This window comes from Streptomyces sp. HP-A2021, assembly GCF_022807935.1.
GTDB classification, from domain to species: Bacteria; Actinomycetota; Actinomycetes; order Streptomycetales; family Streptomycetaceae; genus Streptomyces; species Streptomyces afghaniensis.
This window is the reverse complement of the sequence record NZ_CP094344.1, coordinates 8,201,012-8,213,340: the sequence shown is the minus strand read 5'-3', so window position 1 is coordinate 8,213,340 and position 12,329 is coordinate 8,201,012. Positions and strand designations below refer to the sequence as shown.

The window sequence follows — 12,329 nt, the reverse complement described above, 5'->3', positions numbered from 1 at the left end:
GGCCCCCGTCGGCGCCACGGCCGCTACCGCAGAAGGGCCCCCGTCCCCCTGCCGGCGCCACGACCGCTGCCCCGAGCGGCCCGCGCCGCTTCGGGCGCTACGGTCGCTGCCTCGGCGGTGTCCACTTCCCCCCGCCGTCCTCGCCCAGCCGGGACTCCAGTCGGCTGATGGCAGCCCGGACGCCCTCGCCGTAGGGGTCGTCGGAGAGGGCCGCGGCTGCTCCCCGGGCCCGCCGCAGGTGTGCGCGGGCGGCGTCGTGGTGGCCGAGTCTGTCGTAGTCGGCGGCCAGGTTGAGGTGCAGGGAAGGGTAGAACGCGCGCACCGCGAGGGCCCCCTCCCCCGCGGTCGTCCCGGCGGCGGTGATCTCCTCCGCCGCCGTCAGCGCGCGCAGGTCCCAGGCCAGCTCGTCGGCGGGATCGTCCTGCGTGTCGGCCAGGTAGTGGGCGAGGGTGCAGCGGTGCAGCGGGTCGCCGTGCTCCCCGATCTCCGCCCACAGGTCCAGGAACCGCTGCCGGGCCTCCTCCCGGTCCCCGGCGTGGTGCAGCATGACGACCTGCCCGATCCGCGTAGGCACGGCATCCGGCACCGCATGTCCCTGTCGCTCCACGACCACGCCCTCCGCACCGCTCGCCCGCTGTTCCTCCCGACGCTAACCGCAGGCCGGGAGGATCCAGCTGAGGCCGCTCCGTACGCCGCCGGGGCGTCAGCCGTCAGCCCAGGTTCGGAATCGTCCAGTCGATCGGCTCGTGTCCCTGCGCCGCCACCGCCGCGTTGATCTGCGTGAACGGACGCGAGCCGAAGAACTTCTTCGCCGACAGGGGCGACGGATGCGCGCCCTTGACCACCACATGGCGCGACTCGTCGATCAGCGGGAGCTTCTTCTGCGCGTAGTTCCCCCACAGCACGAACACCGCCGGGTCGGGCCGGCCGGCGACCGCGCGGATGACCGCGTCGGTGAACCTCTCCCAGCCCCGGCCCTTGTGCGAGTTGGCCTCGCCGCCGCGGACCGTGAGCACCGCGTTGAGCAGCAGGACGCCCTGCTCGGCCCATGGCATCAGATAGCCGTTGTCCGGGATCGGCGTGGCCAGCTCCTCGTGCATCTCCTTGTAGATGTTCCGCAGGGACGGGGGGATCCGCACCCCGGGCCGGACCGAGAAGCACAGCCCGTGCCCCTGGCCCTCGCCGTGGTACGGGTCCTGACCGAGGACCAGGACCTTGACCCGCTCGTACGGCGTGGCGTCCAGCGCGGCGAAGACCTCCTCGCGCGGCGGATGGACGGGGCCCTTCGCCCGCTCCTCCTCGACGAACTCCGTCAGCTCCTTGAAGTAGGGCTGCTGAAGCTCGTCACCCAGAACCCCGCGCCAGGACTCGGGCAGCATGGCGATGTCGGTCACGTCAACGTCCTCACGATGTGCGGTCACTTCCAGGCCACAGAACCTACCGGCGACCACTGACAACGTGCCCGTCAAGCCCCGCGCCCCCGCCTACCAGGCGGTCTTGCGGTGCAGCTCCCACATCATCATGATCGTCGACGGGTCCATGGCCCGCTCCGCGCCCGAGACGTCCCGGCTCGCCGCCACGTACTGCCGGCCCTGCCACAGCGGCAGCAGCCGCGCGTCGTCCACGAGGATCCGCTGGGCCTCCTCGAACTCCTTCTCCACGTTCGCGCGGTCGCTCTCGCGACGCGACCGGGGCAGCAGATCGCCGGTGATCTCGGGCGCCGGGTAGGGCGTTCCGAGGGCGTTCTGCTCGCCGACGAACGGCGCGATGAAGTTCTCGGCGTCCGGGAAGTCGGGGAACCAGCCACGCCCGAACACCGGGTACTCGCCCTTCTGGTAGCCCTCGACGTACGTCTTCCAGGGGCGGCTCTTGAGGGTGATCTCGAACAGGCCGGAGTCCTCGAGCTGGCGCTCCAGCTCCTTGAACTCCGCGGCGGTCTCGGAGCCGTAGCGGTCGCTCGTGTACCAGAAGGTGAGCGGGACCCGCTGGTTGATGCCCGCGCCGGTGAGGATCTTGCGGGCCTTGGCGACGTCCGGGTCGCCGTAGTCGTCGAAGAAGCCCGTCGTGTGACCGGTGAGGCCCTTGGGGACCATGGAGTACAGCGGGTCGACGGTGTCCTTGTAGACCTTGTGGGCGATCGCCGCCCGGTCGACGACCTGCGCGATGGCCTGGCGCACGGCCTTGCGGTTCGCCCAGGAGTTCTTCGGGTTGAACACCAGGTAGTTGATGTCGGTGCCGGTGCCCTCGACGAGCTGGATCTCCTCCTCCTTGGAGGACTTGCTCTGGAGGTCGACCACGTCACCGGCGCCCAGACCGCGGTAGGTCACGTCGATCTGCTCGTCCCGCAGGGCCTTGACCATGGTGCCGGAGTCCTGGAAGTAGCGGATGGTCACCGCGTCGTTCCGGCGCTCCGCGTAGCCCTTGTAGCCGTCGTTGCGGACGAGGACGGCCTCCTTGCCCTCGTCGTAGGAGTCGAGGGTGTACGGGCCGGAGCCGACGACGTCGCTGCCCTTGCGCAGGGAGTTCTCCGGGTAGGCCTCCGGGGAGACGATCGACATGGCGGGCGTGGCGAGCACGAACGGGAAGGTCGCGTCGGGCTTGTTGAGGTGGAAGATCACCTCGCGCTCGTTCGGCGCCTGGACCCGTTCGAGGCTGCCGAGCAGACCGGCGGGGCCGCCGTTGACGTTGATCTTGCGGATCCGGTCGAACGAGTACTTCACGGCCCGGGCGTCGAGCGCGTCGCCGTTGGAGAACTTCAGGCCCTCCCGCAGCCGGCAGCGGTACACCTGGTTCGAGGAGTCGCTGAAGCCGCAGCTCTCGGCTGCGTCCGGCTGGGGCTCGCTCGCGCCGGTCGGATAGCTCAGCAGCGTCTGGTAGATGTTGCGGAACAGCTCCCAGGAGCTGTCCCAGGAGGCGGCAGGGTCGAGCGTGCTGGGGGCACTGGTGGTGCCCACGACGATCGGCCCCTCGTCCTCCGGAGTGTCGGACGACAGCACGCCGCATCCGGCGACCAGGGACGATATGGACGCGATGGCCGCCACCCGCCGCAGGCATCGGTTCCGGTTGAACACGCGCACGCTCCTCGATCTGCCATACCAAGGGTCGGCAGACCATACCGCAGTGCCGTGCGCGCTGCCCCACCCCGGGACATGACTCCTTGATCGATAAACCTTTGACGACGTTGTCATCGCCCTTTGCGACGGTTTTACGCCGGCACGGGCGCCGCCTGTGGGCAGGGGCGCCCGTGCCGGGCCGCGTCGTCGGCGAGATCAGCCCGTGCCGGCGTTGAGGAAGATGCCGCCGTCCACGACGAGCGTCTGGCCGGTGACCCAGTCGGACTGCTCGGAGGTGAGGAACGCCGCCGCGCCGCCGATGTCGGAGGGCACGCCGAGCCGGCCGAGCGGGTAGGCAGCCGCGGCCTCCTCCTCGCGGCCCTCGTACAGGGCCGTGGCGAACTTGGTCTTCACGACGGCCGGGGCGATCGCGTTGACCCGCACCCCGGGCGCGAACTCGTGGGCGAGCTGCACGGTCAGGTTGATCATCGCCGCCTTGCTGACGCCGTACGCGCCGATGAACGGCGAGGGCGACAGGCCGGCGACGGAGGCGATGTTGACGATCGCGCCGCCGTTGTCCTTCTGCCAGGCGTGCCAGGTCCGCTGGGCGAAGCCCAGCGCCGAGACGACGTTGGTCTCGAAGACCTTGCGGGCCACGTTCAGGTCGAGGTCGGCGATCGGGCCGAACACCGGGTTCGTGCCGGCGTTGTTGACCAGGTAGTCGACCCGGCCGAAGGCCTCCATCGTGCGCTCGACGGCAGCGGCCTGGTGGGCCTCGTCGTGGGCCTTGCCCACCGCGTAGATCACGCGGTCGGAGCCGAGCCGCTCGACGGCCTCCTTGAGGGCGTCCTCGTTGCGGCCGGTGATGCACACGCGGTCGCCGCGTGCGACGAAGGCCTCGGCGACGCCGTAGCCGATGCCGCGGCTGGCGCCCGTGACGAGCGCGGCCTTGCCGGAGAGTTCAGTCATGTCCGTGAGCTCCTGTGATCCCTAGTCGAGCGGTCCGCCGGCCACGTACAGCACCTGGCCGGAGACGAACCCGGCCGCCTCGCCGGTGAAGAAGGCGATGGCGTTGGCGATGTCCTCCGGCTCGCCGACGCGCGCCACCGGGATCTGGGTGGCGGCGGCGGCCTTGAAGTCCTCGAAGCCCATGCCGACCCGGTCGGCGGTCGCCTTGGTCATCTCGGTGGCGATGAAGCCGGGGGCGACGGAGTTGGCGGTGACGCCGAACTTGCCGAGCTCCTTGGCGAGGGTCTTGGTGAAGCCCTGGAGACCGGCCTTGGCGGCCGAGTAGTTGACCTGCCCGCGGTTGCCCAGCGCCGAGGACGACGACAGGTTGACGATCCGGCCGAAGCCCGCGTCCACCATGTGCTTCTGGCAGGCCTTGGACATCAGGAAGGCGCCGCGCAGGTGCACGTTCATGACGGTGTCCCAGTCGGAGACGCTCATCTTGAACAGCAGGTTGTCGCGCAGCACGCCGGCGTTGTTGACCAGGATCGTCGGCGCGCCGAGCTCCTCGGCGATCCGCGCGACGGCCGCCTCGACCTGCGCCTCGTCCGAGACGTCACAGCCGACCGCGATGGCCTTGCCACCGGCGGCGGTGATCTTCTCGACGGTGTCCTTGCAGGCCGCCTCGTCGAGGTCGAGCACGGCGACCGCGCGGCCCTCGGCGGCCAGTCGTACGGCGGTGGCGGCGCCGATCCCGCGCGCGGCACCGGTGACGACGGCGACCCGCTGCTCAGTGGTGGACATGAGTGCTTCTCCTCAGGTGAGCGACCGCTTAGTACCTTCAGTGGGTGTGACGCTAGAAGCCCTGGCACGCGGTGTCAACGGCCACGCTCGGCATGTGATCCATCACCCGGGCCCACCCTGCCCGGCGGCGCCCTCCGGAACACCCGATCGGCTCACGGCCGCGCGCCGCCGCGCCTCTCGCCGCCTAGCGTCGGAGCGCGAGCCACTCGTGGCCGGAAGGGAGCACTCCATGCGCCGTCGTACCGGTGCCATAGGCACGCTGTTCGCGATCGCCGCGATCGTGCCGTTGGCCGACCCCGCTCATGCCCGGCAGGACCTGGACTGCCGCGACTTCTCCTTCCAGGAGGACGCGCAGGCCGTCTTCGACGCGGATCCCAGTGATCCCAACAGACTCGACGAGGACCAGGGCCCTGACGACGGCATCGCGTGTGAGGCCTTGGCCCACCACGGTGTCATCTCCCCCACCACCTCGCCCCCCGCCTCGCCCAGTCACTCCGTCACCCCCTCCCCTCCCGTGACCGCCACACCCACCGTCGCCCCGACCCGAGGCGTGCGAGGCGGGCTCGGGGGTGCGGTGGCCTCGGGGCCGAGCGACTGGGACGTCGCCATCGGTCTGACCTTCGCGGCGGGTGCCGCCGTCGCCGCGGGCTACGCGGTGAAGCGCCGCCGACGCTGACGCCGGGGGCGTCCGTCACCTCACCAGCAGGTCCAGCAGACGCTCGGCCTCCGCCTCCGGGTCCGTGGTCAGGCCCGTGTGCACGGGGCCGGGCTGGACGATCGTGGAGCGGGGGGCTACGAGCCAGCGGAAGCGGCGGCCCGGGTCGTCGGAAGCCGCCTGGCCGGCCGCGGTTCCGCCCGCGCACAGTCCCTCCACGGCCCTCAGGGCGGCTCGGACCCCGGCCACGTCGGCCCGGGGGTCGAGGGCCAGCAGGCGGGCCTCGTCGAGGTGGGTGCGGGCGCCGACGTAGGACTCGGCGCGGCAGTAGACGAGCACCCCGGCGTTGATGCACTCGCCGCGCTCGACGCGCGGGACGACGCGCAGGACGGCGTACTCGTAGATCTGGCGGTCGCGCGGCCCGCCCTTGATGATGTGGCGGTCGCTCACTCGATCCCCTGGATGCGGTCGTGGATGACGGCGGCCCGTGCGAGCAGGGACCGCGCGTAGGCCCGCCTCAGGTCGTCCGGCGTGTCGAAGCCGGGCTCGTCCGTCAGCCACGCGTCCGGGATCTGCGCGGTGACGTCGGCGAGCAGTTCCCCGGTGACCCGGGGCGCCAACTCGGCCGCCGCGGCGGCGACATCGGGCGCGAAGGGCGCCAGGGCATGGTCGGAGGCGTCGTATGGGCGGGCCGCGGAGGCCTCGGCGCCGGGCCAGTTGTGGTGCCAGATCATGGTCGCCCCGTGGTCGACGAGCCACAGCTCGCCCCGCCACATCAGCAGGTTGGGGTTGCGCCAGGACCGGTCGACGTTGTTGACCAGCGCGTCGAACCAGACGATCCGCCCGGCCTCCTCGGGAGTCACCGAGAAGGCGAGCGGGTCGAAGCCGAGCGCGCCGGAGAGGAAGTCCATGCCGAGGTTGGTGCCGCCGCTGGACCTGAGCAGGCTCTGCACCTCCTGGTCGGGCTCGCCGAGCCCCAGCTCCGCGTCGAGCTCGACCGTGACCAGGCGTGGCACGCGCAGCCCGAGCCGGCGGGCCAGTTCCCCGCAGACCACCTCGGCGACGAGCGTCTTGCGCCCCTGTCCCGCGCCGCTGAACTTCAGGACGTACGTACCGAAGTCGTCGGCCTCGACGAGTCCCGGCAGCGAACCGCCCTCGCGCAGGGGCGTGATGTAGCGGGTCGCGGTGACCTCTTTCAGCATGTCCCCCGGCCACCCGTCTCTTCAGCCCTGCCATCCGACCGACTCCGCCGGGTGCGTCCCCTGCTCACGGCGTCCGGCATGAAGTGAGCATAGTAACCGAGGGTGATCACGGGCGAGGAGCGGCCCGGACGCGGCGCGTGATCCGTCAGTGGTCGTCCCAGTGCCCCTCATGAGCGGCGTGGCGGTGGCCGTCATGCAGGTAGTCGGTGTGATCCTCGTGCGGCACGGCGACGTGGCCGCAGCCCTCACCGTGCTGGTGGTCGTGGGCCTCGTGGGTGGCGTGACCGGCAGGGGCGCACTCGTCGACGTGGTCGCCGTGGACCCGGTGGATGTGGCCGTCGTGCGCGTAGTCGGTGTGGTCGCCGTGCGGGAAGGCGACGTGGCCGCAGCCCTCACCGTGGGTGTGCGCGTGCCCCTCGTGCGTGCGGTGGTCGGTGGCGGTGGACATGGGGAGACTCCTCGCTTGCCTTTCTGGCCGCCCGCGGATCTGCCCCGGACGACGAATCGCGACATCAACATATAGCGACTCCTGCATGGATCGCCGAGCCACCACCCAGGTTTCACACGCGGATCACCGCAACTCCACTGACATCAGTCGGGCGATACCCCCGGGCACCCCAGTGTTCAGCGCAGGCGCCGAGGAGTGCCGCCCGTGCGGTCGGCGCCGGCGGGCTGGTCGACGCGGTCGACCTCTCCGGTGCCCTGGTCGCGCTCGGCGAGCGGCGCGCACGGCAGGAGGGTTTCAAACGACCTGCGCCAGGTCGCGGCCGTCGTCGAACTCAGCTGGCACACCCTGCCCATCGGCGTCAACCTCGCCGGCCTCGTCGCGAGCGCGGGAGGCTCCATCAACCCCGTTCTGGCCGCCCTGCTGCACAACACCAGCAGCATCGCCGTGGTCGCCAACTCCGCCCGGCTCGTGGGCCACACCCCGCACCTGCCGAGCGACGCCGCCGCAGGACTGCGGGCCGCACCGCTCGAGGAACGGCGCGTGCGCTGACGCCGAGCGCACGGCCCGGCACGTCGACCCACCTCGCCTCGCGAACCCACTCACACATGAGCTATCGTTCATGTGGATATGGATTTCATTTTTGCGCTCGCCGCCGGACCCCCGCAGCAACACCTCGGCCCCGCATGCGAGTCGGCCGGGGACGGCGCGGCCGTCGAGGCGCTCGCCTCGGCCGGGCCGCACCTGCTCATCGCCGCCCACCGGGACGGCCGGGCCCGGGCGTACGGGGTGCCCTCCAGGACCAGCCTGTGAGCCCGCGTACGGTGACCGTCGGCGCGGCGCGCGCTCGCCCCTGCACGCTCGTCGTCTGCCGGGGCTGCTGCTGCGGCAACGCGCGCAAGCACCCTGACACCGACCACGCCTGGCAACTGGACCGGCTGCGCGCCGGGGCGGCCGAGCACGGCTTCCAGGTCCGTACGACGGACTGCCTCGGCCCCTGCGACCAGGCCAACGTCATCGTCGTCCAGCCCTCCGCCGCCGGACGCCGGGCCGGCGGCCGGGTGACCTGGATCGGCTTCGCCATGGACGACGACGTCACGGACGACGTCCTGCGCTGGGCCGCCGACGGCGGTCCCGGGATGGCGCAGCCCCCGGCCACACTGGAACTGCAGTTCATCCGCCCACCGCGCGAGGCACGGCTCCGTGCAGGCCGGTGAGCCGGTGCCTGCCGCCGACTTGGTGGGCAGCCGCGCCCTCATCGCGGCCGCCCACCTTGAAGAGTCGAGCGCCGTATCGTCTGACGGGAGAACCGCCGCCGACTCCGGATGAAGAGTGCGAGCACTCCGCCGGCCCTCGGCGCCGACACCGCCGTCCTGATCCGCCGGCACGTCTGGAAGGCTGATCCCCATGACGGTGCCCGAGTTCCTGCAGATGACCCGGCCGCACGAGATCACGCCGGGTTTGAGAAGACAGCTCGTCGACTGCTGGAAAGCCGTCATCAACGCGGGCGGCGCGGTGATCGCGCCCGGGATCCCCCTGCCTCCGGTCAGCGTGCGGGACGTCGCTCCGGCGGCGGAACGGCTCATCGCCGGACTCGATCCGGAGCGCGGCAGGCTGCTCGTCGCCACCGTGGACGGGTCACTTGCGGGCTGGCTGATCATTCGTCGGGACCTTCACCCCCTGATCGCGCACTGCGGAGTGGTCAACCACGTCCAGACCCACCCCCACTTCCGCAGAAGGGGAATCGGCACCGCCCTCATGACCCGCGTCCGGGAGATCGCCGCCGAGGACATGAAGCTGGAGCGGTTGCAGCTCAGTGCGCGAGAGGGGCTCGGCCTTGAGCACTTCTACGGGAGCCTGGGCTGGACGGAGGTGGGCCGATGGCCAGGTGCGCTGCGCGTGGCCCCTGGCGACGACCGTGACGACATCCTGATGTGCCTCAGTCTCTGAACTCGCGCCAACTCTCCTTCTGTACGCTGAGATCCGTCGGCCTTCCGGCCCGGCTCATCGCGGCTCCGCGGGCGGTGCGTCCGGGCTGCGGCGCAAGTGCGGGGCCACGCTGCGGAGCTTTTCGCAGGTCTCCTCCCATTCCCGTTCCGGTGTGGACTGCCCCATGACTCCGGCCCCCGCGCGCAGCCAGCCGCGCCCGTCGCGCTGGAAGACCGTGCGCAGGACGAGTGCCGCGTCGAGGGAGCCGTCGGCGTCGGCGGCGAACACGGCCCCGGCGTACAGCCCCCGGGGCTCGCTCTCGTAGCGGCTGATGGTGCGCAGTGCCTCCGGTTTCGGGCAGCCGGTGGCGGTGATCGCGGGGAACAGCGCGGCGAACGCGCCCCAGGGGCCTTGGTCGTCGGCGAGGCGTCCCGTGGCGCGCGAGGCGAGGTGCTGTACGGAGCCGCGTTCCCGGACGGTCATGAACTCCTCGACCACGACCGTTCCCTGACGGCAGATCCCGGTCAGTTCGTCGACCGCCAGGCGCACGGAGAGGGCGTGCTCGTGGATCTCCTTGGGGTCGCCGAGCAGGTCGGCCCGCAGGCGCGCGGTCTCCTCGGGACGCGTGCCGAGGGCGCGGGTGCCGGCGAGCGGCTGGGTGGAGACGCGACGGGTGCCCGCCTCGACCTCGACGACGGTCTCGGGGCTGAAGCCCGCCGCCCGCCAGCCGCCCAGGTCCAGCAGGAAGGACCGCGCCGGAGTGTTGGCCCGGCGGCCTGCCAGGTAGGTGGCGGTCAGGTCGGGGGCGGTGTGCGCGGGCAGCCGCAACGGGCGGGAGAGTACGGCTTTTTGGAGGATTCCCGCTCTGATGTCGGCGGTCGTGCGTGCGACGGCGTGCTGGTACGGGCCGGGCCCGGCCCGAAGCAGTTCCTCCGCGTCGGCGAGGGCGGCCTCGCCCGTCTGCCCTGTGGGGCCGGCCAGGGCCTTGGCTATGAGGGGCAGGTGCTCCGGGTCGGAGGTCCGTATGCGTGCCTCGCCCGGGGTGAGTGTCACTTCCGTGGTCGGCAGCATGAGGTGGAGCAGTGGGTCGTGTCCCGGCTCCCCCGTACCCGGGTGCAGCAGGTGGGCCAGTTCGAAGGCGGCCCAGCCGTATACCCGCCAGTCCTGGTGCGGCAGGTGCGCGAGCGCGTCGGCGAGCTGCTCCAGCGGTGCGCCGCCGAGGGGCCGGGCCACGGTCCGGTTGCCGCAGCGTGCGGTGATTCCCTCGGCGTCGAGGGTGAGGGTGGCGGCGGGGCCCGCGGCGTAGATCCAGGTCCCGGTGCGTTCGTAGACGACGTACTCGCCGCCGAGGCCGGCGCGGGCGAGCCGGACGGCCGCTTCCGCCGGGTCCTCGGGGGAATCGACGGTGTGCCCGGGGCCCGGTGCGGGGAGATTGTCGGCCCAGGAGGCCCAGGAGGCCCGCGAAGTGCCGGGTGTACCGGGTGTGCCCGGTGTGCGGGCCGTACCGGAGTGGCGTGACGTATCGGTCGTGCCGGTCATGAACGGGGGTTCCCTTCGGTACGCCGGGAGCCCCCGGCTGCGAGCTGCCGGGCCAGCGCCGTCAGCGCCTTCTTGTCGGTCTTGCCGACGGCCGTCACCGGGAGGGCGTCGAGGGCCTCGACACGGTCGGGGATCTTGTACGGGGCCAGGCCGCGTTCGCGGAGGAAGGCGGCGGCCTCGTTGCGGTCGGGTGCCGTGGCTCCGGGTGCGGGGACGACGAAGGCGCAGGTGCGCTCGCCGAGCAGGTCGTCCGGGGCCGGTACGACGGCGGTGTCCAGGACCGCCGGGTGGTGCACGAGGTGCTCCTCGACCTCGGCGGCGGCCACCTTGTCGCCACCGCGGTTGATCTGTTCCTTCACGCGGCCCTCGACGACGAGATGGCCGGTGGTGGTGCGCCGGACGAGGTCGCCGGTGCGGTAGTGGCCGTCGGCGGTGAACGCGGTGGCGTTGTGCTCGTCGGCCCGGTAGTAGCCGCGCAGGGTGTAGGGGCCGCGGGTGAGGAGGCATCCGGTCGTGCCGGGCGGGACGTCGTGGTCGTCCTCGTCGACGACGCGGATCTCGTCATCGGGCGACAGGGGTCGGCCCTGGGTGTGCAGGACCACGTCCTCGGGGGCGCCCGGTTCGGTGTAGTTGAGCAGGCCCTCCGCCATGCCGAACACCTGCTGGAGGACGGGGCCGAAGGCGGCCCGCACCTGGGCGGCGTGTTCGGGCAGCAGCCGGGCCCCGCCGACCTGGAGCAGCCGCAGCGAGGACAGGTCGGCCTCGCCCCACTCCGTCGCCGCCGCCCACATGCGGGCGGTCGGCGGCACCAGCGCGGTGGCGGTGACGCGTTCGCGCTCGATGAGGGCGAACGCCGCGTCCGGGTCCGGCTCGTCGGTGAGCACGGCCGAGCCGCCGGCGTACAGGGCGCCGAGGACGCCGGGGCAGCCGAGCGCGAAGTTGTGGGCGACGGGAAGCGCGGCCAGGTAGACGGTGCCGGGGCCGAAACCGCACAGATCGGCGCTGGCTCGCAGGTTGTACGCGTAGTCGTCGTGGGTGCGCGGGATCAGCTTGGGCAGCCCGGTCGTCCCTCCGGAGACCAGGAGCAGCGCGACCTCGGCGGCGTCGTCCGGGGCCGGGGGCAGGTCATCGGCTCCGGGGCCGTCGAGCGGGAGGTGGGCGCCCGGGTCGCCGGCCACCAGCACGTGCCGCAGGTCGGCGCTCTCCTTGAGGACCTCGGCGGCCAGTTCACGGTGGTCGAAGCCCTGGTGGACGTCCGGGACGACGTATGCCACGGCCCGGGACAGCCGGCACAGGTGGACGATCTCGCTGCGCCGGTGCAGCGGCAGGGCGAGGACGGGGATCGCGCCGAGCCGCTGGAGGGCGAAGAAGGTGGTGAAGAACTCGGGGACGTTGGGGAGCTGGAGGACCACGCGGTCCCCCGCGCGGACCCCGAGTCCGGTCAGTCGGCGTGCGACGCGATCGGCGGAACGCTCCAGTTCCGCCCGGTCCAGCCGTCGTTCGCCGTGCACGAGGGCGGTGCGGTGCGGATGGGCGCGGGTCCAGGCCCGCACGAGCTGGTCGAACGTCTCACCTCGCCAGTACCCGGCCTCCCGGTAGCGCGCGGCGAACTCCTCGGGCCAGGGCGTACAGCCGTCGAGCACGTGGTCCCCCTCTGGTCGTGTCCTGCTCGGCAGGGGCTTGTCCATTCCGCTCGTCATACTGTAGTAAATGAATATCATTTTCAATAACTCACGCCATCGAGGCTGGTGACG

General features: G+C 71.8%; 15 protein-coding genes. 5 read left to right on the top strand and 10 right to left on the bottom strand.

What is annotated here, in order from left to right:
- Window positions 1-97: 97 nt before the first annotated feature.
- The 5 genes from MQE23_RS37080 to fabG form a co-directional block, all read right to left on the bottom strand.
- A complete protein-coding gene (locus MQE23_RS37080) occupies window positions 98-613 on the bottom strand; it encodes a hypothetical protein (RefSeq protein ID WP_243381413.1) in 516 nt (171 codons plus the stop codon).
- 97 nt (window positions 614-710) lie between these two features.
- Window positions 711-1,394, bottom strand: coding sequence for a uracil-DNA glycosylase (locus MQE23_RS37075; protein ID WP_037667108.1), 684 nt, complete (start codon window positions 1,392-1,394; stop codon window positions 711-713).
- A 90-nt stretch (window positions 1,395-1,484) separates the two neighbouring features.
- Window positions 1,485-3,071: an ABC transporter substrate-binding protein gene (locus MQE23_RS37070; RefSeq protein ID WP_020270155.1), complete on the bottom strand. Its 1,587-nt coding sequence runs from the start codon at window positions 3,069-3,071 to the stop codon at window positions 1,485-1,487.
- 198 nt (window positions 3,072-3,269) lie between these two features.
- The gene (locus tag MQE23_RS37065; protein WP_020270156.1) at window positions 3,270-4,022 is read right to left on the bottom strand and encodes an SDR family oxidoreductase; all 753 of its coding nucleotides are present in this window, start codon (window positions 4,020-4,022) and stop codon (window positions 3,270-3,272) included.
- Window positions 4,023-4,043: 21 nt separating this feature from the next.
- Complete coding sequence (gene fabG, locus MQE23_RS37060; RefSeq protein ID WP_020270157.1) at window positions 4,044-4,805, bottom strand: 3-oxoacyl-ACP reductase FabG; 762 nt, start codon at window positions 4,803-4,805, stop codon at window positions 4,044-4,046.
- A 229-nt stretch (window positions 4,806-5,034) separates the two neighbouring features.
- Here fabG and MQE23_RS37055 point away from each other — a divergent pair, with 229 nt between their 5' ends.
- Window positions 5,035-5,481 (top strand): hypothetical protein, encoded by a 447-nt coding sequence (locus MQE23_RS37055; protein WP_020270158.1) that lies wholly within the window; start codon window positions 5,035-5,037, stop codon window positions 5,479-5,481.
- 15 nt (window positions 5,482-5,496) lie between these two features.
- Here the strand turns inward: MQE23_RS37055 and MQE23_RS37050 are convergent, their stop codons facing one another.
- From MQE23_RS37050 to MQE23_RS37040, 3 genes are all read right to left on the bottom strand, one after another.
- On the bottom strand, window positions 5,497-5,910 hold the full coding sequence (locus MQE23_RS37050) for a DUF3037 domain-containing protein (RefSeq protein WP_243381412.1): 414 nt from the start codon (window positions 5,908-5,910) through the stop codon (window positions 5,497-5,499).
- Window positions 5,907-6,662 (bottom strand): HipA family kinase, encoded by a 756-nt coding sequence (locus MQE23_RS37045; protein WP_020270160.1) that lies wholly within the window; start codon window positions 6,660-6,662, stop codon window positions 5,907-5,909. The genes MQE23_RS37050 and MQE23_RS37045 overlap by 4 nt, the downstream gene beginning before the upstream one ends.
- A gap of 145 nt (window positions 6,663-6,807) precedes the next feature.
- Entirely contained in the window at window positions 6,808-7,110 is a 303-nt protein-coding gene (locus MQE23_RS37040) for a hypothetical protein (RefSeq protein ID WP_243381411.1), read from the bottom strand.
- Between the two features lie 204 nt (window positions 7,111-7,314).
- Between MQE23_RS37040 and MQE23_RS37035 the strand changes: the two genes are divergently transcribed.
- The 4 genes from MQE23_RS37035 to MQE23_RS37020 all read left to right on the top strand — a co-directional run bounded on the left by MQE23_RS37035 (window position 7,315) and on the right by MQE23_RS37020 (window position 9,057).
- Window positions 7,315-7,659: a hypothetical protein gene (locus tag MQE23_RS37035; RefSeq protein ID WP_243381410.1), complete on the top strand. Its 345-nt coding sequence runs from the start codon at window positions 7,315-7,317 to the stop codon at window positions 7,657-7,659.
- A 78-nt stretch (window positions 7,660-7,737) separates the two neighbouring features.
- Entirely contained in the window at window positions 7,738-7,920 is a 183-nt protein-coding gene (locus MQE23_RS37030) for a hypothetical protein (protein WP_128092466.1), read from the top strand.
- Window positions 7,917-8,324, top strand: coding sequence for a hypothetical protein (locus MQE23_RS37025; RefSeq protein WP_037667113.1), 408 nt, complete (start codon window positions 7,917-7,919; stop codon window positions 8,322-8,324). Before MQE23_RS37030 ends, MQE23_RS37025 begins: the two co-directional genes overlap by 4 nt.
- A 190-nt stretch (window positions 8,325-8,514) precedes the next feature.
- A complete protein-coding gene (locus tag MQE23_RS37020; RefSeq protein ID WP_243381409.1) occupies window positions 8,515-9,057 on the top strand; it encodes a GNAT family N-acetyltransferase in 543 nt (180 codons plus the stop codon).
- 54 nt (window positions 9,058-9,111) lie between these two features.
- On the opposite strand, the gene MQE23_RS37015 is transcribed toward MQE23_RS37020, so the two are convergent.
- Window positions 9,112-10,575: a salicylate synthase gene (locus MQE23_RS37015; RefSeq protein ID WP_243381408.1), complete on the bottom strand. Its 1,464-nt coding sequence runs from the start codon at window positions 10,573-10,575 to the stop codon at window positions 9,112-9,114.
- Entirely contained in the window at window positions 10,572-12,263 is a 1,692-nt protein-coding gene (locus tag MQE23_RS37010; RefSeq protein ID WP_243381407.1) for an AMP-binding protein, read from the bottom strand. The genes MQE23_RS37015 and MQE23_RS37010 overlap by 4 nt, the downstream gene beginning before the upstream one ends.
- Between the last annotated feature and the right edge of the window lie 66 nt (window positions 12,264-12,329).

Excerpts from the sequence above, each read along its gene's own strand:
- MQE23_RS37065 (WP_020270156.1), bottom strand. The coding sequence starts at position 4,022 with ATGACTGAACTCTCCGGCAAGGCCGCGCTCGTCACGGGCGCCAGCCGC.
- fabG (WP_020270157.1), bottom strand. The coding sequence starts at position 4,805 with ATGTCCACCACTGAGCAGCGGGTCGCCGTCGTCACCGGTGCCGCGCGC.
- MQE23_RS37055 (WP_020270158.1), top strand. The coding sequence starts at position 5,035 with ATGCGCCGTCGTACCGGTGCCATAGGCACGCTGTTCGCGATCGCCGCG.
- MQE23_RS37045 (WP_020270160.1), bottom strand. The coding sequence starts at position 6,662 with ATGCTGAAAGAGGTCACCGCGACCCGCTACATCACGCCCCTGCGCGAG.
- MQE23_RS37040 (WP_243381411.1), bottom strand. The coding sequence starts at position 7,110 with ATGTCCACCGCCACCGACCACCGCACGCACGAGGGGCACGCGCACACC.
- MQE23_RS37030 (WP_128092466.1), top strand. The coding sequence starts at position 7,738 with ATGGATTTCATTTTTGCGCTCGCCGCCGGACCCCCGCAGCAACACCTC.
- MQE23_RS37020 (WP_243381409.1), top strand. The coding sequence starts at position 8,515 with ATGACGGTGCCCGAGTTCCTGCAGATGACCCGGCCGCACGAGATCACG.
- MQE23_RS37015 (WP_243381408.1), bottom strand. The coding sequence starts at position 10,575 with ATGACCGGCACGACCGATACGTCACGCCACTCCGGTACGGCCCGCACA.
- MQE23_RS37010 (WP_243381407.1), bottom strand. The coding sequence starts at position 12,263 with ATGGACAAGCCCCTGCCGAGCAGGACACGACCAGAGGGGGACCACGTG.